The following is a 20749-nucleotide window of genomic DNA, read 5'->3' as shown; positions in this document are numbered from 1 at the left end:
AGAAAGGGATTTTTTTATGCGCCGGAGTCACGCTGTTCTTGCTGAGCGAGCTCCTCTAATCTTGATAATATTCTGCGCTTTCGATATTGCATGATGCCTGTTTCGGCAATTCCTTTTAACTGTGAGCGGTTGGACGCTGCACCAAACAAAATCCCCGCAATTGGGACAAGTTGAAACAGCTTCTTCCAGCCAAACGAATCACGGTAGTTATATACGACCTCACGCCATCCTTGAATTTGAGAGATCATGTTTTCGTGCTTCCCTTCTGATGCATGATAGCTCTTCAGCTCTTTTAATATTGATTTTTTCCCAACAACGTCAGCAGAATTCAGCTGTAAACATTTAATGATAAAAACTCGTTCTTCTTTATTTTTCGGATCATAGCCATAGGTGACGGCGATATCCTGTAATGTTTTTAAAGAGAGACCGAGGACAGCCGGAATATCTGCCGCTAATGTAAACATACCTCCGACACCTGTTGTCGCACCTTGCACAGTGGCGAGGTTTGTTCGGTTTTTCCCCATCTGATCACTAATGGCATCCATGACCTCGATCGGAGCCGCCTCAATATCTTCAATACGCTGAATCGATTCATCGGCACATTTCTTTTGAAATTGATGAATAATGCCTTTCTCTGACGTCAAATAGACACCGCCTGATTGAATGTAGTGCCCCATCTCATCTAATAACACACCGATTTTCTTTTGAATAAAGGCAGGGGTCAGCTTGTCCAGCATTTGAAATGGAAGCCGGCTAAGTTTCTCCCAAAACCATACCTTTTGCTGGTCTTTCTCCCATTTTTCAATCTCTTTTAATTGTGCTTTTAGCCACTCTCTTTCCTCCATGCCATTTGCCTCCTTAGATGCCGTTCAAGTATATGTCTGTTATTATACACAATCCTTGTCCATCATACGTATCGAACATTGAAGCGGTTCCGAAAGGTTTTAATCTCTTTTAAAACGGTTATTGCTTAGTAAACAAACAAAAGAGGAGTGATCAACATGTTAGGATTTCTGATTTCATTAGTTGTGGCGATTGTCATTGGTCTCATTGGGAGTGCACTCGCTGGAGGCAGTGTACCAGGAGGCTGGATCGGTTCAATGATTGCCGGGCTTGCAGGTGCTTGGATTGGTCATGGATTACTTGGAACGTGGGGTCCTAGTCTGGCAGGATTTGCGATCATTCCAGCGATCTTAGGAGCAGCCATTTTTGTCATTATTTTAAGCCTGATCTTCCGCAGCGTTGGATCAAGGGTTTCTTAAAAAACGATACAAAAGAAGAGGAAGTAGAGGATGCACCGCCTAAGATCAGAGGCGGTGTTTTTTATGTGTTGATTGACAAGGTATCTATTTTTTTCACTTACATATGATAAACAAACCTATTAGTTCAGATAGTTGACTTTTCATGTAGATGGGCATATGATGATTAAAAATTGCATCGAGGAAACTTTTTGTGCCAAAGCAAAACTTTGTAGAATCTAGGTGATGACATATGACAAACAAATACATCGAGGCACAAGCCCACATGTCAGTGGCAGCGGAGCGTGCACTTGAAGGAAAGGTGAAAGGATTTAGAAGGCTCCTTCCTTTTCTCGGGCCTGCTTTTATCGCAGCCATTGCCTATATTGATCCAGGAAACTTTGCGACGAACATTGCGGCTGGCTCGAAATATGGCTACCTTCTGTTATGGGTCATTCTCATATCCAATCTCATGGCCTTACTCATCCAGTCTTTGTCTGCAAAGCTTGGGATCGCAACAGGGAAAAATTTACCTGAAATTGCTCGAGAAGAGTTTCCAAAACCAGTCTCGATTGGTTTATGGATTCAGGGCGAACTCGTCATTATCGCCACAGATTTAGCCGAATTTATCGGAGCTGCCCTTGGTTTATACTTACTCTTTCGTATCCCGCTGCTTGAAGCATCGATTATTGCAGCGATCGGTTCTTTTGCCATTTTAGAGCTCCAAAGACGAGGTTATCGAGCGTTAGAAGCAGGAATTACCGGCATGCTGTTTGTTGTCGTGATTGCTTTCGCTGTACAAACCTTTGTGGCTAAACCTGATCTTGCAAGTGTCGCCGGTGGACTGTTCATTCCAAGGTTTGAAGGGACAGACAGCGTACTGCTTGCCGCTGGTATTTTAGGCGCTACGGTGATGCCGCATGCGATCTATCTCCATTCAGCCTTAACGCAAAGAAGAGTCGTCGGCAGAACGGAAAAAGAGAAAAAGCTGATTTTTCGTTTTGAGTTTTTAGACATCCTCATTGCGATGGTAGTTGCTGGCGCCATCAATGCCAGCATGTTGATTGTAGCAGCTGCTTTATTTTTTAAAAATGGTCTTTTTGTTGAGGATTTAGATGTAGCATTTCAGCATTTTGGAACTCTCGCAGGTCCTGTATCAGCGATCTTATTTGGTGTAGGTCTGCTTGTAGCCGGACTTTCCAGTTCTTCTGTCGGTACACTGTCAGGCGATATTATTATGCAGGGTTTTATTCAATACCGCATTCCGCTTTATGTCCGCCGGCTGATTACCATCATTCCTCCTATTGCGATCATTGCATCTGGGGTCAATCCGACTTCTGCGCTTGTGATGAGTCAAGTGGTCTTATCATTTGGCATTGCGTTTGCTTTAATTCCGCTCATTTTGTTTACAAGTAAAAAACGAATTATGGGCGATTTGACGAATGCTCGCTGGGTGACAGGAATATCTTGGGTGATAGCAGCTCTTGTTGTCGCACTTAATCTGTTTTTAATTGTGGATACGTTTATGTAAAAGACAGTGATCATGCTGTCTTTTATATCGGGTTGTGGTAGAATTTCCCTTGAGAGGATGTGATCACATGTTTTTTTATCAGGATCAAGATCTATCCATGCGGCTGCTTGAACCAAGAGACGCGAGAAGTCTGTATCTGCTCATCCAACGCTCAAGAGAGCACTTACGTGAATGGATGCTATGGGTCGATTCGACGCAGACAGAAGAAGATAGCATGGCGTTTATTCAAGGTGCCATGCAGCAAGCTTTGCAAAACAATGGTTTTCAGGCTGGAATCTGGTCACATGGAGAACTCGTTGGTATCATTGGCACCCACCAAATTCATTGGATTAACCGGACGGTTTCCATTGGCTATTGGCTCGGGGAAGGCTATCAAGGAAAAGGCATCATGACAAAAGCATGTAAAGCAGTCATTCACTATTTATTTGAAGAGTGCGGTCTGCACCGCATTGAAATCAGGGCCGCTGTCGATAATCAAAAAAGCAGACGCATTGCAGAGCGTTTATCTTTTTCACTTGAAGGCATTTTAAGACAATGTGAATGGCTGGGCGACCACTTTGCCGATCACTGTGTGTATGCACTTTTACAGCCTGAGTATATGAAACAAAAAACGAATTCGATCAATCAGCCCACTTAATTGTGTCGATTGCATGAACTATTTTACAAAGTGAAGCTTTGTAGTATCCGTTGTGATTGGCATCTGATAAAATAGAAGGAAAAAATCGAGGTATGATGTATGTCTCTTATTATTTTATTTTACTTATGGATTGTCCCTTTATTATTTGGCATTTTCTTCTCATTCCTAACAAAGAAAGCCACATACAAACGCCGCTTTGTCCCATCATATAGCATGGCAGGACTCAGCATCGTATTTCTCATTCTGGCACTCGTCTTTTCAGCCAGTCATTTTCTATTCATTTGCGGTATGTTCCTTTTTGCCACAACACTTGTCGGCACAGGCATTCCGTTATTTTTAGCCTTTACCAAAACACCTTCATAAACAAAACCACCTTTTCGCGATGGAAAGGTGGTTTCTTTTTTACTGCTGAGGCATTCGATAGGTCATCGTACCATTTGGGTTTTTTTCAATTACTTTCACAATGTCTTGAAGGATCTCTGACGCTCGATCATTTGAGTCATACTTGCCGAGCGTCTTGACCCAAGAATCACTGCCAGCAATAGACCCTTCAATCTTTTTACCGGTTACTGTGACTTCGTGAACATTAACGAAACTTTGTTCGTTTTGTGTGAAAATCCATAGCATGGTTTATTCCCCTTTTTTTTGGTGATTGGGTTTCGATAGTTTCATTTTCTAAATCTTAAAAAATGAGCACTTCACATTTCACCCTTTTTTGTTCATAACTCATTTCGAATAATGTGTGTCTCGATATCTGCATATCTCACAGGGATTGGTAGTCAAGATTAATAAATTTTATCACATTTTATGTATAAGCCTTCTCTTTATTTTGAGACAGATTAATATTACTCCAATTATTTCAATCATTATTCGAATTTATTTTTCCTTACTAACCATTGAATTTTTCGACGTATTTTAAATCAGATTCATCAGGCTCTGTTTTTTGATCTACAATACTTCCGTTTTCATCGTACTTTATATAAGTCATTTTCCGACCAGCTATATATTCAGATTCATACTTTTTATTTCCATTTTCAAAAAACTCGACTTGATATCCGTCTGCAGCACTTTTATTCATATTACCTATTTTTTTCACATTTCCATTTGAGTAAAATTCAACATACTTTCCCTGCTTAACACCTTGCTCTACATAGAAATAACTTTCTACATTTCCATTTTCATACAAATCATAGGCTAGTCCTGTAAAAAGTTTTTCTTCTCCTTCTTTAGTAAATTCTACAATTGCTAGCTCGTAGGACCCTCCATATTCTAGAGATTTTTCAAACTCCGTACCACTTTCTGTAATTATTTTTTTTGTCAGAATATCATCCATCATGTAAACCCCTTTCATTTTATAACTTTCATATTTATTATTTTAGAGCGTTCTGATAAAATATTCTGTTTGCTTTAAGCACAGAGACCCTTCATTATGCCTATTTTAATTAGGAATTTCTTAAAATCTTCAGTTTTCCAATATATCGTTGGCTCTTTTGATATATTCCAACTACCGAACTCTATATTAATCGGTGTATAAAGATCATTTTCAATATTTATAGGCTGACTGTCTTTATATTCTGTTACTCTTAACATCATCATGTCTCCTTTCAAGGCATATACACAGCATTCTTTATTAATGGTAGTAAGCTGTCTCCACGGAGTCATCTAAAATTATTTCCCATAAATCGAGTGCTTTTTCATACCAAAAACGGTAGACTGAGCTTCTTGTTATTCTTTTTGGGATCATTTTTGGCAACTTCTTTTTTAGACAATTATCTAAAGTTTTATTTCATAACAAAAAGCACTTTTTGCCTTGAATAACAATAAAGTGCTTTTTATTTTTCAGTCTCGACAATGATGTTTAACCTTCGAATATTTCCGGTATTTTCTCTCTCCAAATTAACAACAATTCTATGAATTCCTTCGTTTCAATTTTATTTTCAAGAGGTTCTTCAATCCTATAATGATGTTCAACTACTGTCTCATCTTTTTTAATATTTACACTGGTAGCATTCAATGTAATTTCAAATTTCTCATATACTCCATCTATAACATTTTGAATATATCCTATATATTCATCCACTTCTTCTATCGATGAAATATCTTGTATAAAATCTGAGAAAATACTTATTTCTTCGGGAAGTATGATTGCTAAATCACCAAATTGGTCTTCCTTAAATTCATATGGATATCTCATATAAGTTAATCACCTTCATATTATTTTTTATATAATGGATATGCTGTAGCTATTGATCCATCTTTTTTCAAATACATTTCTATTTTAATTCCTGATGATGTTATACCTTTAAATTTATTAGGACCTATCTGTTGTTTATTTTGGTAAGCTTCATCGATAGCTTTTAACACATCAATGCGGTTCCATTCCTTAGGAAAGAAACTTGATTTAGCTACTTTTTCAACTCCTTCAATTTCAACTTTAGCTCTATAAATACCGTTTTTATCAGGTAAACTTTCACTTCCTGGAATAATCTTACCACCTTGCATACTTTCATGATGATAACCAACTGCTTTTCCTCTTTTATTAATTTCACCATGATAAATGTGTTTCATCGTATGGGTATTATATTTTTCAGCACCCTTAATCCCCATCTTCCCTTGAAACCCTTTCGCCCCAAACGGCAAAAGCATCCCCAGAGCCGCATTCATACTGGCTTCTTGCTGTTCTTTCGAGACTTTATTTCCAAACATGTCTCGACCCGTAATCGCTTCGCTGAAGCCGTTTGTTGCGGTGAGGCCATATAAGCCTTTTTGTGATGTTTTCAGGGCGTCAAAGGATATTTGTGATGTCTTGTAAATGTCGACTGCTCTGACTGCGGCTGACGTGGCTTGAGTCGTTTTACAAACGGCTTTTCCGCCTTTGAAAATGCGTCCTGCCCAGCCGACAATCGGGATGTAGCCTGCTGCTGCCATGCCACCTGCGGCGACTCGCTGTCCTGCGGTGAGTTCTTCACCTGTGATCGGATCAACGCCCGTTGCGGCACGTTTTGCATCGTTCACGCCTGTCAGTTCATTGACGATATTTCCTCCGTAATCAAGAGCTTTTTCATACCAAGGACGGTTGGCGAGCGCTTCTTGTTCCTTTGCGATCTCGCGGGCTTCTTCTTGATCTTTTTTGATTTTTAGATATTCAGAAGTTTGCTTCTCAATATCGCTTTTTGCCTTGTAGATTTCGCTATTTTGATACGCTTTCTTGTCAAAATTCATAGGCGAAATGGATTTTCCGTCATTTGTCGCATTCTTCATTTCAGCGTACAATGCCATTGTAGCTTGCTGCTCCGTTTCTGACAAAGCATATTCATCTTTTAGATTTTGATCAAGTTCTATTAAATCTTTAACCGTTTTCTTCCGTTCATCTTCCGCATCTGCAATCTTTTCGTCAAAGGTTTTACTATCAAATACCTCCAGAGAAATGAGGTCATCAATATCTTGAAAAATTGTTTTGAGTGCCTTTTTTTGATCCTTCACGATGCTTTTGGCATTCTTGATTCCCATATGTACAGTGTTGTCTAAAAAGTGTTCTTCTACAAAGGTGTCACCGCCAAAGTTTGTATCATCAAGCGTTCCAGAAACACCTTCATGAAAGGCTTTTTGTTTATCAATGAAGCTAATAAACATGTCCACATTTCCTGCGAGCTCTTTGTAGAAGCTTTTAATATTATCGGCACCTTTTCCAGTGAAGTCATCACCTAGATTCGCCACGCCCTGTAGCGCTTTTTTTAAATCAAACATTTCTTCACGGAGTGCCTGATAGTGTTTCGCCCTTGTATCCATGGCACTGGTTAGTGCTTTTGCATCAAGTATCTTACCCAGAAAAATCCACTCCCTCCATTATTGATCATAAAGTCTATTTTACCTTTCTCATCGAATTGGAAAAATAGGCTTTAAGTTACAAAAATCCAGTATGGATATTTTTATACAAAAGAAAACAAGTGACAATTGAAATGTTTTTCCTTGTTCAACAAAAAAGTCAGTCCCCCTAATTGGAGGACCGACTACCTGCTGTTTAGAAAAAGCGTTTGAGGCTTTTCTTGAGTGGAGGGATATCCAGCTCACCTTTTTCAAAGAATTTTTTCAATAAATATTTACTAAAGCCTGCTGCTTGTGTGTATGTGATTTTCCCAGGTAACGGTGGTTCATTGGTCACCGCAACATCAATGATCACAGGTTTCTCAGCTTGAAGTGCTTGATCAAAGGCTGGTGCTAGTTCTTCATGTGATGACACCGAGATTCCTTTACCACCGCATGCTTCTGCAAATTTTGCAAAATCAATATCTTCCAGCTCTATACCATAGTTGAGGTTGCCTTTTACCTGTTGTTCATATTCAATCATACCAAGGTTGTTGTTGTTTAAGATCACAACGACAATTGGCAGTTTATATTTTACCGCCGTCACAAAATCTTGCATCACCATTGTGAAGCCTCCATCACCACAGACAGCAATGGCTTGGCGGTTTGGTTCGTTTAATTTAGCTGATATTGCGCCAGGTAAACCACAGCCCATTGTGGCAAGCCAGCTGGAAATAATGAAATCCTGCTGTTTCATTTCGAAATGACGTGCCATCCATACCGTCACATTACCGACATCAACTGAAAGAATGGCATCATCATCTACCGCTTCTTCTAATCTAGCGATGACTTGCTGCGGTTTAAGCGGTGATGTGGCAATAGATTTTTCCTTATCCATTTCTTCTCGCCACTTCATCATATGCTCTGTACAAGCTTCAAGGAAACCGCGCTGCTCTTTATATTCAATATAAGAGGTTAGTTCATGAAGACCATTTTTACTGTCACTTACAATCCCCACTTCTACTGGATATCTTTTACCGATCTGATCCGGTTTGATATCCAATTGAATGGCAGGTGTGTCTTCCGGTAAGTAATCCCTATATGGGAAGGAGGTTCCAAGCATGATTAATAAATCGCACTCTTCCATCGCTTCATATGCAGGCTTCGTCCCGATCTGACCTAGGTTCCCTAAAAAGTATGGATGCCTGTCTGGAACAACACCTTTTGCAGGAAGTGTAATGACGATAGGCGCAGCTGACTTTTCTGCAAACGAAAGAAGCTCTTCTTTTGCATTTCTTAATCCTTTTCCTGCTAAGATGACTGGCTTCTTCGCATTGTTAATGAGTTGAGCAGCCTTTAGCAGTTGATCTTTCTTGGGCCGCACGTCTCCCTCTACGTAAAGAGGAGATGTATAAACGGGACTCCGCTTAATTTTCTGAGAAAATAAATCATCTGAGACAGTGAGAACCGCCACCCCTTTATGGGTATAAGCAGCTTTGATGGCTTGATTCAATAAGTCAGGCAGAGCTTCTGCTGTTTGTACTTGCTGATTAAAGACAGCAACATCGTCAAACATCCGCTCTAATTTGATTTCTTGAAATGCATCTCTACCTACTTCAGTTGAGGCAACCTGCCCTGCTATCGCTAATACAGGTGCACCATCCGCTTTTGCATCGTATAGTCCATTTAATAAGTGGACAGCACCTGGCCCAGCAATTGATAAACAAACACCAAGTTTGCCTGTTAGTTTCGCATCTGCTGCTGCTGAAAGTGCTGCCACTTCTTCATGTCTTGTTTGTATAAATTGAATTTTGCTTGATTCATGCCTTAGTTCTTCGATTAATTCGTTAATACTGTCGCCGGGCATTCCATAAATATGTTTCACGCCCCACTCTTCCAGTAGCGCTGTTACTTCTTTTCCTGCGGTTCTTTGCGGCATGTGAGAAAACTCCTTTTTTCTTACTCCATACCACCGCACCCTTTTGATCAAACGTTTCAACTTGCTCTTGCTACTTTTTAAAGTGATATGGAAGAGTGGCGACAACAATATCCCGTTTCCATAATAAACGGAATCTTAATAAGAAAGCAGATTGATTGTGCAAAATGGTATGCCATCTTTTTTTCGGAATAAATTGAGGGACGAGCACCATCACTCTATATTGATGTGCATTTGCTTTCGCTTCAATCGTTTCAAGAAATTTATCAAGCGGGTGAATGAGACTTCGATAAGACGAATGTAAAATCACAAGACGCACATCACTATTCAGCTTTTCCCAATCAGCTTCAATTTTCTTGTCTTTCTCTTTATCAAACGATACATGAACCGCTATGACCTGGTCTGATAAGGATTTTGCATATTGCACAGATTGTTCGACGACACGTGTGACACCTGCTATTGGGACGATGACCACATTTCCTTTGATTTCGACAGGCTCGGTTTCATTCAATAAACGTAATTGTTCTCCAACAGACAGATAATGTTTCTTAATAGAATGAAAAATAAATAGAACAATTGGCATGAAAACAAATACTGGCCATACAAGATGGAACTTGGTCAAAATGAGAATCATGAAAACCGTAAATGAAATAAGTGCTCCCACGATATTGATAGGCATTTTCACTTTCCATCCCTGTGGTTTTTCACGAATCCACTTTACACACATACCTGTCTGAGACAAGGTAAATGGAATAAACACACCGACAGCATAAAGTGGAATGAGGTGTTCCGTTTTCCCATCAAATAGCCAAATGAGCAGCATAGAAGCTACACCTAAAAAGATAATGCCATTGGAATAACCGAGCCGATCTCCTCTCACTGTAAACATGCGCGGCATATATTTATCTTTTGCTAAGTTGACAGCCAATAATGGAAAAGCTGAAAAGCCTGTGTTTGCCGCTAATATTAAAATTAAAGCTGTGACAGCCTGAATGACATAGTAGAAAAACGTCCGTCCAAATGTGTCTGATGCAATTTGTGACACAACCGTTTCTTCTGGCTTTGGCGAGATGCCAAAACCAAACGCAAGCAATGTCACTCCTACAAATAGAACGGCCAGTAATCCCCCCATCATCAATAAAGTTCTCGCTGCATTTTGTGCAGCTGGTTTTTTAAAGGATGGAATTGTATTAGAAATCGCTTCAACACCAGTTAAAGCAGAACAGCCAGACGAAAATGCCTTTAATAAAAGAAATAACGTGATGCCTGATACATGTGTGCCAAATGCTGTATGTTCAGGTGCTGGCGGCACTTGCCCTGTTAATAGTTTAAACCCGCCCACTCCAATTAAAATAAGCAATGAAAAGACAAATAGGTACACAGGATAAGCCAAAATAGATGCCGACTCTGTCAGTCCACGAAGGTTTAACACCATAATCACTAGAACTAATACGATTGAAATCATGACATGATATGGATATAGAGCTGGAAAAGCCGATGTGATCGCATCGGTCCCAGCAGAAATGCTCACTGCTACGGTTAAAATGTAATCGACGAGTAATGATCCACCAGCAACCAGCCCTGGTTTTTCACCTAAGTTTCTGCTGGAGACGACATACGCCCCGCCGCCTTCTGGATAAGCATAAATAATCTGGCGGTAAGATAGAATTAACGCCATTAAAAGGATTAATACACAACCTGCAATCGGGAGTGAGTACCAAAACGCTGCCGCACTGACAACTGATAGAACAATCAAGATTTGTTCTGTACCGTATGCGACTGACGACAATGCGTCTGATGACAATAATGCCAAAGCTTTGATTTTTGATAGTTTTTGTTCTCCTGCTGCCTGTGATTTTAATGGTTTACCAATTAAAATACGCTTCATCAAACTGTACATGTGTTGCCCGCTCCTTTAGTGTCAAACGATTTGAGTTACAAAATTTTGGATCGCCAAAAAGACACAGAGGCAATAGAATGCCCCTGTGCCTATTGTTTAGATCACAGGTTGGTCTTTGCTCTCTTTAACGCTTACGAGGTTAGCTGACGGATTCGGGCGCATGAGATTTTGCCCTACCTTAAAAGGATTCACCCCACGTGGTGTTTTATACCACCACAATTGGTTCCCCCGCTCATCGAAATGATTCAGCGATTGGTCTTTTATAAAAGAGATCATACTCCCGTTTGACACCAAAGTAAAGAGATTTTTTCAAGGTCTTTTGATCGTTTAGAACTCAGTCTTTTTACGGTTTTTTCGTACGAAATAGACAATCATCACAAGCACAAAAAGGATGAGTGCAGCGATACACGCAAAGTAAATCCAAGACTCGCTGCTGCTTTGTTTTTCACTTGTTTTCAGACTGCTCGATGTGCTGCTGACGGATTGATGATTAGAAAACACGCCTTTGTTTTTACTCTCTATTGCAACTGTTGCTTTTTCTGTATTTGTTTGAAGAAATTGCATCACTTCATTTGACACGTTAGCTTCAGCTGCAGTCATTCCTGAAAAGACTGTCATTGTCTGTTCTTTATTCCAAACAGATGGCTGCGTCCATACAATTCGAGCCGTTGTTTCGTTGATCATGCCGAAAGAAGATACATCATACTGATCCTTTTTCACCGGAACAACGAGATCGGCTGCGTTTTCTTTCAGAAGAGAGAATGTTTGAATGCCTCCGATGAAAATGAGAGGGTGATTTTTCAATTGTTCATTTGTGACTTGAGAAGCTTTCATTAAATGATATTGAGCTACTTCTGGCTGACTAAAAGATTCCGTCAACATGGTCATTTGATTGATTGTTTCACGTTTGATTTGATCTGGTATGATGATCAATGTATTTTTCGAACTGAACGGGAGCGGCCAAGCGGCTAAATCTGGCTTTTCACTCATTGTTCCTTCTGGTATTTGAAGAGAGCTATTTTTGTCAATGAATATCCAGCCTTCTTCATCCGTATGTCTGCAGGATTCCATGTTTTTAAAACCACTTGTGACAAATTGCAAATCAATATATTCATTTTTTTGAAGTATCTTTGAATCTACTGGAATCGAGACATGATAGAATCCATTCGCATCTTTGTTGCCTAGTTTTGTTAATGGTACGTCGTGCGGTTCGTCATTGATCATAACAGTTAACCGTTCTGTTTTGCTTGCTGCTGTATCAGATTTTTTGAATGAAAGATTGAGCTTTGCACCAGATTTTTGGTTAGCCAGTAGCGCTTTCGGATAATAGTAGTGGTCGGATGCCGTCTTGTTGGTCCCAACCGTGACATCATCTCCGCCAAAATCTTTCAAACGAATCTTGTGAGATGGTTTAGACGTTTGAGCTGCAGTCTTTTGAATCAGTAAGTCCGTTCCAGTCAGTTGACCCGTTAATGCTGACTGAGTTAGAACGTTGATTTTTTCAGCAATTGTCACAGGTTTTTCCGCTGTCACAAATAAAATGGGCTGTTCTGTTTTCTTTGCTGTCAAAGTTCTCATCGCTAACGTAAGATGACTGCTTTTCGTTTTAATTCCTGCACCTTGTTCAATCGTTTTCATCCGTCCATCCCAGCTTCCTTTAGCTCCCACAGCAATCGTTGGGTGCGTCACTTGCTTGATGTCCTTTTCTTGGATAAGTTTGATCTCTTTTTGGCGATCTTTGTTTTTCAACGTACGGTATACTTTGATGGCTGCTTCTAATTCAGCTCCATCCGGTGAATTAGGAATGACAATGTCTGTCTGTTCTTTCTGATCACCCGTTTGAATAAAAGGTGATGGAAAATTGTCTAATGTGAGGCCTTCCGTCTGAATTCCTTTGAATACAAGTTCACTTTCAGGATACACTTTTAGCCAATTGGCAGGTGTCTCTTGGTTGATACACACGCCGTCTTTTAAAACACCATAAAATATGACCTGAATGCGGTGAGTACCTTTTTTCAATTGTGCTTTGTTCAACTTGATTTGAATCGACTTCTTCTGGTTTTTCCCTGATACAGGGATGGTCTTTTCGATCTCTCCATCAATCATAACAGTGAATGAAGAAGGTGAAATCAATAATGGTGAAGCCTCTATATTTAACGTCAATGTGCTTGACTCTGTTTTTTCCTGATCCACTTGATAGGTAAATTCAGTGCGGTCTTCTTGTCCATATAAGGTCACTACGTCTTCTGATAGATGCTGCGTTTTTGTTTTGCTTTCTTTTGAAGAATGAACCCAATCATCTTTGACTTGAACTCGGTTGGATTGCGCCATTGCTTGACCTGCCATGAAAAAAGGCTGGATCGCTAAGGATAATCCTAATATATAAATCAACCATTTTAACGATTTCAATATGTCACCCGCTTTTCTTTTGTTGTTGATTGTAACGCTCGGTTTTGTACCATTTCACTTCTTGTTTCAATAATCGGCTTTTCGCCTCTACACATAAGGAGTACACAACAAGCGCAATCCATACTTGGGAATAGGTAAAGTACATGAGAATCACAATGAGAATGTTTTGTTTGGTCAGCTCTGTTTTCTCTATGCTTAACGTAATCATCACTTCTGTTAAAAAGAGGAAGAAGGCTAAGCCCCATAGAATGAGTGCCACAGCTCCCACAGATAAGTGAAGATCAACGAATAAGTTTACGATAAAAATGCCATTGGAGAGCAGTACACCAAAGAAAAATAAGAAATACGTAAAGAAAAAATAAAATAAATCGAAAATCATTCGTTTTCGTTTTAATTTCATAAACTGCCTTAAAAATTTAAGCACAACATATTGGTTGCCTCTAGCCCAGCGTGTTCGTTGCCGCCACCAGACTTTCCATGTTTCAGGCTCTTGTTCCCATGTAATCGCAGCAGGAAAGAATCGAATCACATAGCCCAGATTATACACACGAATTGTTAATTCAGTGTCTTCAGCTAGTGCATGGACATCCCAGCCGCCAAGCTCTTCTAAAATGTGCCGACGGATCGCAAAGTTGGTGCCTGGTATTGTCACAATGCCAAACCATTTCCATCTCCCGCCTTGCGCCATCCACTGGAAGCAGATCGTTTCTATGTTAATGAATTTTGTCAGGAGGTTTTTGGCTGCATTGATGACCCTGAATTTCCCGACAACAGCACCTGCTTTAGGATCATTCAATAATCCAAGAACCAAATGGTAGACGGCTTTCTTTTCAGGCATATTATCTGCATCGTATACACAAATAACGTCTCCTGTCGAAGCCTTCAAGCCTTCATTCAGTGCAGTAGATTTCCCCTTCCCTGCAAATGGCGGCTTTGTTTCAATCATATGGACATGATCGTATTGCTCACTAAATGATTGCACAATCTCCCCTGTACAATCAGAGGAATTGTCATTAATCACAATGATTTCAAGAAGGTGTTTGGGATAGGATAACTGGACCATGGCTTTTAGCGTCTGCCGAATGACCACTTCTTCATTATGTGCTGGAATGAGAATGCTGACGGTCGGCAGATCTTTCCCTTGTTTCGTCCATTTAGGCAGCACTTTTTCGTAAGTTAAATAGTGCTGAAAGCCTCCCTGCATCAGAAACATATGATATAGGAGCATGATCCAAATCAGTATTAATGATAGGTAAAATAAGATATCAGCCACCTGATTTTCTCTCCTTAAAGATCCGTTTTTTCATCGTCAGCCTTAAATACAATGTGTAAAAAGCAAATGCCACAATAAAGAGCAGCACCACCATTGTGAGCATTCGAAGCATATTTTCCATCCCGCTTCGTTTGTGTGTTTTTGGTTCAGCTATATTGGATTGCTCTATTTGAATATGTCCATTTCCTGTTGTTTTGATCTGGACATTCTGAGTTTGAACAGTCTGTTTTGTTTTCTTTAAATCTAGCCATTCACTAGAAGGGATCGCATCCATTTGTGTGATTAAATCTTGCAGCCCATCTATCCCCGCTTCCACATCATAGGACAACCCAATGGCGGCGGATTGGATATGCTGCATGGATTGAATTGTCTGCTCAGCCAGTATGTTTGCACCTTCTTGGTCAGACGCTGTATCTATAGACTGTTCAGGATATAAAGTCATGCCATGAAGCATGGCGGGTGTCGACAAAAACGGTGATGCACTTCTTGTTTTCCATGTACGGTCTGAGAGCTGCACCTGTCCAAATAGACTGGACACATGGCGGGAAATCACTTCATAGCCTTGCAGGGATATGGCGTCATTCGGCACTTCAAATGCAAGTGGATATAACCCCTGCTGCGTGAGCAGTTCAATGCCTTTTGTCAGCTTTTCTTCTGTATAGATGGCTTCTTGATGTTGATTGGATTTGATATACACATTAAAATCTTTTTCATTCGGAAAAAAGCTTTTGTTCAGCTGCTGATCAGCTTTCTCTGGTTCATTTGACGTAACGGGCTGATCGTACTTTACATCCCAAAATTCAAAGCCTTTACCCGACTCCTCCGTTCGATACGTACGGCTAAACCCATGAAGAACGACACTAGCTCCATTGCTTTGCAATTGTTTTAACACGTGGACAAGTTTAGCCCGGTCACTGAGCGTCACTTCATCCCCTGTTGCTGGATCAATCCATATAGGGGTCACCGCCAGCAGAAAAGGGATATGGCGAGCTGTTACGTATCGCCCAAGTTCAAGTAACTTCTTCTCATCCGTGACGGGGTTAATCTTCCCAATTTGTAAGTACTTTGTCGTCGTTTGATTAGAAGCCGGCAGGAGACTTTCCATCACCTCTGCAAGCAGCTTGTCGTGCTGAAGGATATTTAGCATTCCGACATATGCCGCACCTTCTTTTGTTTGAATCACAAATGGCTGCTCAGCTTGATTTTTCTTCATTAAGAATTTACTTTGCAGATCTGTCCCTTGAACCGCCTGAGCTGTGATTCCTCTCTCTAGCTGACGGTATTCTTGATCATCGGTCTCTTTGATTTGACTGATGTGATCTTGTTTGTGAAAAGTAAGCTTAGAGAATGGGCGAAGCTGTTCCGCATTGTATCCTATTGCGATTAAACGTTTTGATTCGTTTATGAGACGTACGGTTTGTGCTTTCAACGTTCTCTTTTCTTCACCTATATAGATAACTTGCTGAAAGTCATTGAGGTTCTTTTCAGTTATTTGTTCATCAGATAAAATGGTCGTTCGTGTGGAAAAATGCCCCACAAGTACATCAAGCATATGAACAGTTGGAGTTGCCTCACCTGATTGTGTGGAATAGACGATGAGGGTCCTGGACTCTTTCTCAAGTGCACCGGCTGATGTACTGTCTTTGATCGAAAGCATAGAGAAAAGAACGAATAACAAACAACATTTCGTCAAAACATTAAAGTTCATTCATCATCATCTCGTTTTCTAGTTCTTCTAAAAATTGCTCTGGTGTCCGATAATCCGCGCTGCTTGTTAAATGACAGACATGAAAAGTTAAGGTCACTTCACGACCATTTAGCAGAACATGCGTTTTCAGTTTATCCTTTAGCTTTTCAAGAACGATCGAGACGTTTTCTGCAGGTGTGTGAGTGAGCAGCAGCCCGATTCGTTCTTCGGATAATCGAAATTTCTTATCGGTTTCTCTCACACTTTCGCGAATCTTCATACTGAGTTGCTGGAAAAGATGCTGCATTTCTTTTTCTCCATATAATGTTTTGAATTCCGCTGAGTAGTGCATATGAAGAAGGATAAAGACGAATGGCTGTTTGTATCGTTCTGCTCGTTTCATTTCCTCAGACAATTCGAGCCTCATCCGCTCTGCATTGTCAAAGCCTGTGGTTGAGTCAATCGCTACAAATTGTTTGATGGCCCTCTTTTGTTGTTCAATGGTGTAACGCATCGTTTTTATTCGCTCATGCACGTTTCCAGCAGAAATAGCAAAAAAGAGAAGCGCCACGCCCCATATCACGACATCTTGCAACGTTTGATTAGAAAAGAGTGAATTTGTGTGACCAAGCTCTGTAAAGAACATCCCGCTTCCTATAAAGAACAAAATCAACAAAGTAAAAACCAATGCTGGCAAAATACCAAATAAAATGCCGCATCCTATCACGACAAATGTGAGTGTGATGATCATGACACTCTCCGCATCACGTCCATTCAAGTAGCCCATAAATAAAATGAGTCCCGCAAACGTGAGGAGCAGCGTAAAATACGTGCGATAGGTGTTACTGAATAACCTTTTCATTTAGAAGCTCCCTTTCTGCAATTAGAGGCAATAAATTATCAAATGAGTGTGTATCTTTTTCGTTCATATAGCCTCCGTAATAAGGCTTGAGAGGATCTTGGATTTGCAGCTCTTTCATTCGGTGATAGACGTCTTTTGCAAAATCATCTTCTCCTTGTTTGAGTGCATATAAGATCACCAGTGCATAGACTGAAGGCGATTCATACGTCACTGCTGGCTGCAATGTGCTCAGCTTATATCGTCCGTACAGTTTTCCTTCCTTTTGGAAGTTGGTTTTCAGCCATTTCATGATGACTGATGTATCAACCTGTGCACGTTCAGCATAAAGAGCCGTATAAAGCTGGTCGATCAAGTTGATTTCCTGATCAAATGAGTAGACTTTCTTCGCTATGTCATAGAATTTTGGAAAAAACCCTTTTTGTCTCGGTGCATTTTTTAGAATGGCCAATTGGTTGTTCATCATTTGTTCTGTGAATAGGTGGAGGGATACTAGTTCTTTGATTGCTTTTGGGTCAAGATATGAAAGTGTGATTGTATGTGAAGTTTGCTTTGTCGATGCATCATAATAGTCGGTCAACATACCCTTGAACATGTTTTTGTCTTTTAACGCTTTTGCGATTTTTTTGGCTGTGGTTTGATACACTGACTTCTGCCACAATTGATCTGCTTTTTGAAGCGCTGTTACTACACGTAAATCATCAACTAAAGCATTGACTTTGCTTTTTTGATGAGATTCGATTTGCCAGCTAAGAAGATCATGTTCCAGTAAGAATTGAGTGCGCAGGACGTCTACCTGTTGATCAAAAGATGTTTGATCTTTTTTTCTAACAAGATAATCCATCCAAAGTCCGAGCGATTCTGATAAGTAAGTAGGCTGTTCCGCAAGCGAGGTCTGAATCATGCCTTGGTTTGTCATTAAGTGGTGAGTCATAAAGTACTCTCCTGACAATACTGGCTTTGCAGGTTCTGGTTGAGCTGAATGTTGCTGCTGTTTCCAGGTACATCCGCCTAGTAGAATGACAATGAGTATAGCGATAGCTGTACGATGTATGGGTTTATCCATTCGTGTCCCCTTTCAATCCCTGTTCTCTCTAAGCATCTAACGATTTATTATAGAGCGTTTCTGTTTAAATGAAAATAAATATTTTATACCAAATTACGAGTCTTTTCGCTTACATATTCCCATTTACAGAAAAACAACATGTCAAAATACTCGAACAAACAAAAAACCCATGCGAATTTACATGGGTTTTTACACAACTATTGATCTAATTTTAGTTTCTTTAATTGTTCTGCAAGTGCGTTATTGATTGGTTCTTCCACTTTCTTTTGTTTCTTCATATATTTAGACACATCGTGCTTACTGGCTCGTTTTTGATTGGATTGTGATTTACGTTTTTCGAAGACAGACAGTTTCTCTCTATGACCACAAACACAGGCAAATATTTTGCCATCGCCTTCCCCGCGCAGCTCAAGCTTTTTATGACAGTTCGGGCAGCGTGCATTTGTTTTCTTTGCCACATTTTTTCGATGTCCGCATTCTCTATCCTGACAAACAAGCATGGTGCCGTTTTTCCCGTTCACTTTTAACATGAGTTTTCCGCAGTCAGGACAATGTGTGCCTGTCATGTTGTCATGCTTAAAGGTTTGGTTCGTTTGTTTGATTTCAGATACGGCTTGTTTTGCATATGACTTCATTTCACTCATGAATTGAGAAGCTTTCAATTGGCCTTTCGCAATTTTAGAAAGCTTTTGTTCCCATTCCGCTGTTAACGCAGGTGACTTTAAATCTTCAGGTACTAAAGAAAGCAGCTGCTTCCCTTTCGATGTGATGAAGATGTCTTTGCCTTTTTTCTCAATTAAGAAGCTGTTAAACAGTTTCTCAATGATATCAGCTCGAGTTGCCACTGTCCCCAATCCACCCGTTTCGCCAAGGGTTTTCACTAAGTCCTTTTCCTTGTTCTGCATAAATGCAGACGGGTTCTCCATGGCAGATAAAAGGGTCGCTTCGTTAAAACGAGCAGGAGGTTTCGTTTCGCCTTTTGTCTCTTTTAATTGGCGTACGTCAAGTGACTGCCCCTCTGTTAATGCCGGCAAGTGCTGATCTGCTTCGGCTGATTCCTCGTCTTCATAGGACTCATCGTACACGGCTTTCCAGCCGGCTGATTGCACAATTTTTCCTTTCGCTGTGAATGTCTCACTGCCGATCTTGGCGATCACTGTGGTTTCCTCATATTCAAAAGGGGTCATCAGTACAGCGAGGAATCGCTTGGCAATGAGGTCATATAATTTACGCTCTTTATCACTTAATGCACCCGGATACAGCTCTTCCTCGGTTGGAATGATCGCATGGTGATCTGACACTTTGGCATCGTTGACAAAACCTTTATGTGCTTTAATGCCTGATTGTAGAATGCGATTCACATGCTGCGCGTAAGGTCTAACGTTCATTCCTTTGAGTCGATCTTTTAATGTGGGAACGATATCTGCCGAAATAAAACGTGAATCTGTACGCGGGTACGTCACAAGCTTATGCTGTTCATACAGACGCTGAAGTGTAGACAGTGTTTCTTTTGCTGAAAAACCGTAGCGTTTATGGGCATCACGCTGCAATTCTGTCAGGTCATACAATCCTGGAGCAAAGGATTTTTTCGCTGTTTTTTTCAGTGCATCAATCACTGCAGGTTTTCCTTTACAGGCTGCCAAGCGCTCCTTCACTACATCCTCTTGGAATGTACGGTTTTGTTTTGTCTTTGCATCCTGCCAAGTCAGCGTCAGTCCGTCTACTTGTGCAGTCAGCCCAAAGAACGGCTTCGGCTGGAATTGCTGAATGTCTTCCTCTCGCTTGGCGATCATAGCAATCGTTGGCGTTTGCACACGTCCACAGGATAACTGCGCATTGAACTTCGTTGTCAGCGCTCTTGTTGCGTTGATCCCTACAATCCAGTCGGCCTCTGCACGCGCAACCGCCGAGCGATACAGGTTATCATACTCTCTGCCGTCTTTTAATCGTTTGAATCCTTCTTGAATGGCTTTGTCTGTAACAGACGAAATCCATAGACGTTTTAGAGGCTTTTTCACATGTGCTTTTTCAAGAATCCACCTTGCCACAAGCTCCCCTTCGCGTCCTGCATCTGTTGCAATGACAATGTCTTTTACATCTTTTCTCGCCAGCTGCGCTTTAACCGCTTGAAACTGTTTCCCTGTCTTTTTCATCACGACAAGCTTGAGTGGTTCTGGAATAATTGGTAAATCCTCTAGACGCCATGATTGAAATTCTTTCCCGTAGCCTTCTGGATCAGCCAGTGTCACCAAGTGGCCAAGCGCCCACGTGACGATGTATTGATCTCCTTCTAAGAAACCATTTCCTTTTTTATGACACTTCAGCACACGTGCAAGGTCACGTCCTACCGAAGGTTTCTCTGCTAATACAACTGTTTTTGACACTAGATTTCACATCTCTTTCTTCTAT

At 40.6% G+C, this 20749-nt stretch carries 18 protein-coding genes and 1 riboswitch; of the genes, 4 read left to right on the top strand and 14 right to left on the bottom strand.

Translation table 11 applies throughout. The features are described 5' to 3' along the window. Nucleotides 1-14 precede the first annotated feature (14 nt). Entirely contained in the window at nucleotides 15-845 is an 831-nt protein-coding gene (locus ABG082_RS02430) for an EcsC family protein (RefSeq protein ID WP_007496524.1), read from the bottom strand. Between the two features lie 156 nt (nucleotides 846-1001). Between ABG082_RS02430 and ABG082_RS02425 the strand changes: the two genes are divergently transcribed. The 4 genes from ABG082_RS02425 to ABG082_RS02410 all read left to right on the top strand — a co-directional run bounded on the left by ABG082_RS02425 (nucleotide 1002) and on the right by ABG082_RS02410 (nucleotide 3769). After that, the gene (locus tag ABG082_RS02425) at nucleotides 1002-1262 is read left to right on the top strand and encodes a GlsB/YeaQ/YmgE family stress response membrane protein (protein WP_003214275.1); all 261 of its coding nucleotides are present in this window, start codon (nucleotides 1002-1004) and stop codon (nucleotides 1260-1262) included. A 229-nt stretch (nucleotides 1263-1491) separates the two neighbouring features. Beyond that, nucleotides 1492-2769 carry an Nramp family divalent metal transporter gene (locus ABG082_RS02420; RefSeq protein ID WP_008346963.1) on the top strand — a complete coding sequence of 426 codons (1278 nt, stop codon included), beginning with the start codon at nucleotides 1492-1494 and terminating at the stop codon, nucleotides 2767-2769. Nucleotides 2770-2836: 67 nt separating this feature from the next. Then, nucleotides 2837-3406, top strand: a complete 570-nt coding sequence (locus ABG082_RS02415) for a GNAT family protein (protein ID WP_008346964.1) — start codon at nucleotides 2837-2839, stop codon at nucleotides 3404-3406. 99 nt (nucleotides 3407-3505) lie between these two features. Further along, nucleotides 3506-3769: a hypothetical protein gene (locus ABG082_RS02410; protein ID WP_008346966.1), complete on the top strand. Its 264-nt coding sequence runs from the start codon at nucleotides 3506-3508 to the stop codon at nucleotides 3767-3769. 39 nt (nucleotides 3770-3808) lie between these two features. Here the strand turns inward: ABG082_RS02410 and ABG082_RS02405 are convergent, their stop codons facing one another. The 13 genes from ABG082_RS02405 to ABG082_RS02345 all read right to left on the bottom strand — a co-directional run bounded on the left by ABG082_RS02405 (nucleotide 3809) and on the right by ABG082_RS02345 (nucleotide 20724). Continuing rightward, on the bottom strand, nucleotides 3809-4033 hold the full coding sequence (locus ABG082_RS02405; protein ID WP_046342716.1) for a hypothetical protein: 225 nt from the start codon (nucleotides 4031-4033) through the stop codon (nucleotides 3809-3811). A gap of 262 nt (nucleotides 4034-4295) precedes the next feature. Then, nucleotides 4296-4742: a hypothetical protein gene (locus tag ABG082_RS02400; RefSeq protein WP_348936495.1), complete on the bottom strand. Its 447-nt coding sequence runs from the start codon at nucleotides 4740-4742 to the stop codon at nucleotides 4296-4298. Nucleotides 4743-4813: 71 nt separating this feature from the next. Further along, nucleotides 4814-4996, bottom strand: coding sequence for a hypothetical protein (locus ABG082_RS02395; RefSeq protein WP_017366650.1), 183 nt, complete (start codon nucleotides 4994-4996; stop codon nucleotides 4814-4816). Nucleotides 4997-5264: 268 nt separating this feature from the next. Next, entirely contained in the window at nucleotides 5265-5600 is a 336-nt protein-coding gene (locus tag ABG082_RS02390; protein ID WP_046342710.1) for a hypothetical protein, read from the bottom strand. Between the two features lie 20 nt (nucleotides 5601-5620). Then, nucleotides 5621-7234: a T7SS effector LXG polymorphic toxin gene (locus ABG082_RS02385; RefSeq protein ID WP_348936816.1), complete on the bottom strand. Its 1614-nt coding sequence runs from the start codon at nucleotides 7232-7234 to the stop codon at nucleotides 5621-5623. 193 nt (nucleotides 7235-7427) lie between these two features. After that, a complete protein-coding gene (locus ABG082_RS02380) occupies nucleotides 7428-9149 on the bottom strand; it encodes a pyruvate oxidase (protein ID WP_348936494.1) in 1722 nt (573 codons plus the stop codon). 70 nt (nucleotides 9150-9219) lie between these two features. After that, the gene (locus ABG082_RS02375; RefSeq protein ID WP_007498061.1) at nucleotides 9220-11046 is read right to left on the bottom strand and encodes an APC family permease; all 1827 of its coding nucleotides are present in this window, start codon (nucleotides 11044-11046) and stop codon (nucleotides 9220-9222) included. A 113-nt stretch (nucleotides 11047-11159) separates the two neighbouring features. After that, nucleotides 11160-11307, bottom strand: a riboswitch (cyclic di-AMP (ydaO/yuaA leader). Between the two features lie 66 nt (nucleotides 11308-11373). Continuing rightward, a complete protein-coding gene (locus tag ABG082_RS02370; protein WP_348936493.1) occupies nucleotides 11374-13455 on the bottom strand; it encodes a cellulose biosynthesis cyclic di-GMP-binding regulatory protein BcsB in 2082 nt (693 codons plus the stop codon). A 4-nt stretch (nucleotides 13456-13459) separates the two neighbouring features. After that, nucleotides 13460-14728 carry a glycosyltransferase family 2 protein gene (locus tag ABG082_RS02365; protein ID WP_348936492.1) on the bottom strand — a complete coding sequence of 423 codons (1269 nt, stop codon included), beginning with the start codon at nucleotides 14726-14728 and terminating at the stop codon, nucleotides 13460-13462. Then, nucleotides 14721-16436 carry a DUF2334 domain-containing protein gene (locus ABG082_RS02360; RefSeq protein ID WP_348936491.1) on the bottom strand — a complete coding sequence of 572 codons (1716 nt, stop codon included), beginning with the start codon at nucleotides 16434-16436 and terminating at the stop codon, nucleotides 14721-14723. Before ABG082_RS02360 ends, ABG082_RS02365 begins: the two co-directional genes overlap by 8 nt. Beyond that, nucleotides 16426-17277, bottom strand: coding sequence for a GGDEF domain-containing protein (locus ABG082_RS02355; RefSeq protein WP_348936490.1), 852 nt, complete (start codon nucleotides 17275-17277; stop codon nucleotides 16426-16428). Before ABG082_RS02355 ends, ABG082_RS02360 begins: the two co-directional genes overlap by 11 nt. Continuing rightward, nucleotides 17258-18340, bottom strand: coding sequence for a glycosyl hydrolase family 8 (locus tag ABG082_RS02350; protein WP_348936489.1), 1083 nt, complete (start codon nucleotides 18338-18340; stop codon nucleotides 17258-17260). The genes ABG082_RS02355 and ABG082_RS02350 overlap by 20 nt, the downstream gene beginning before the upstream one ends. Before the next feature lie 197 nt (nucleotides 18341-18537). Beyond that, nucleotides 18538-20724 (bottom strand): DNA topoisomerase III, encoded by a 2187-nt coding sequence (locus tag ABG082_RS02345; protein WP_348936488.1) that lies wholly within the window; start codon nucleotides 20722-20724, stop codon nucleotides 18538-18540. Nucleotides 20725-20749: the final 25 nt, after the last annotated feature.

This window comes from Bacillus sp. BS1807G30, from assembly GCF_040047675.1.
In the GTDB taxonomy this organism is placed as follows: Bacteria; Bacillota; Bacilli; order Bacillales; family Bacillaceae; genus Bacillus; species Bacillus altitudinis.
The sequence above is the reverse complement of the archived record's forward strand: the minus strand, read 5'-3'. Positions and strand labels throughout refer to the sequence as shown.

Coding starts and splice junctions, on each gene's coding strand:
- ABG082_RS02400 (WP_348936495.1), bottom strand. CDS start 4,742: ATGATGGATGATATTCTGACAAAAAAAATAATTACAGAAAGTGGTACG.
- ABG082_RS02430 (WP_007496524.1), bottom strand. CDS start 845: ATGGAGGAAAGAGAGTGGCTAAAAGCACAATTAAAAGAGATTGAAAAA.
- ABG082_RS02425 (WP_003214275.1), top strand. CDS start 1,002: ATGTTAGGATTTCTGATTTCATTAGTTGTGGCGATTGTCATTGGTCTC.
- ABG082_RS02415 (WP_008346964.1), top strand. CDS start 2,837: ATGTTTTTTTATCAGGATCAAGATCTATCCATGCGGCTGCTTGAACCA.
- ABG082_RS02395 (WP_017366650.1), bottom strand. CDS start 4,996: ATGTTAAGAGTAACAGAATATAAAGACAGTCAGCCTATAAATATTGAA.
- ABG082_RS02360 (WP_348936491.1), bottom strand. CDS start 16,436: ATGAACTTTAATGTTTTGACGAAATGTTGTTTGTTATTCGTTCTTTTC.
- ABG082_RS02350 (WP_348936489.1), bottom strand. CDS start 18,340: ATGGATAAACCCATACATCGTACAGCTATCGCTATACTCATTGTCATT.
- ABG082_RS02390 (WP_046342710.1), bottom strand. CDS start 5,600: ATGAGATATCCATATGAATTTAAGGAAGACCAATTTGGTGATTTAGCA.
- ABG082_RS02410 (WP_008346966.1), top strand. CDS start 3,506: ATGTCTCTTATTATTTTATTTTACTTATGGATTGTCCCTTTATTATTT.
- ABG082_RS02355 (WP_348936490.1), bottom strand. CDS start 17,277: ATGAAAAGGTTATTCAGTAACACCTATCGCACGTATTTTACGCTGCTC.
- ABG082_RS02405 (WP_046342716.1), bottom strand. CDS start 4,033: ATGCTATGGATTTTCACACAAAACGAACAAAGTTTCGTTAATGTTCAC.
- ABG082_RS02380 (WP_348936494.1), bottom strand. CDS start 9,149: ATGCCGCAAAGAACCGCAGGAAAAGAAGTAACAGCGCTACTGGAAGAG.
- ABG082_RS02420 (WP_008346963.1), top strand. CDS start 1,492: ATGACAAACAAATACATCGAGGCACAAGCCCACATGTCAGTGGCAGCG.
- ABG082_RS02375 (WP_007498061.1), bottom strand. CDS start 11,046: ATGTACAGTTTGATGAAGCGTATTTTAATTGGTAAACCATTAAAATCA.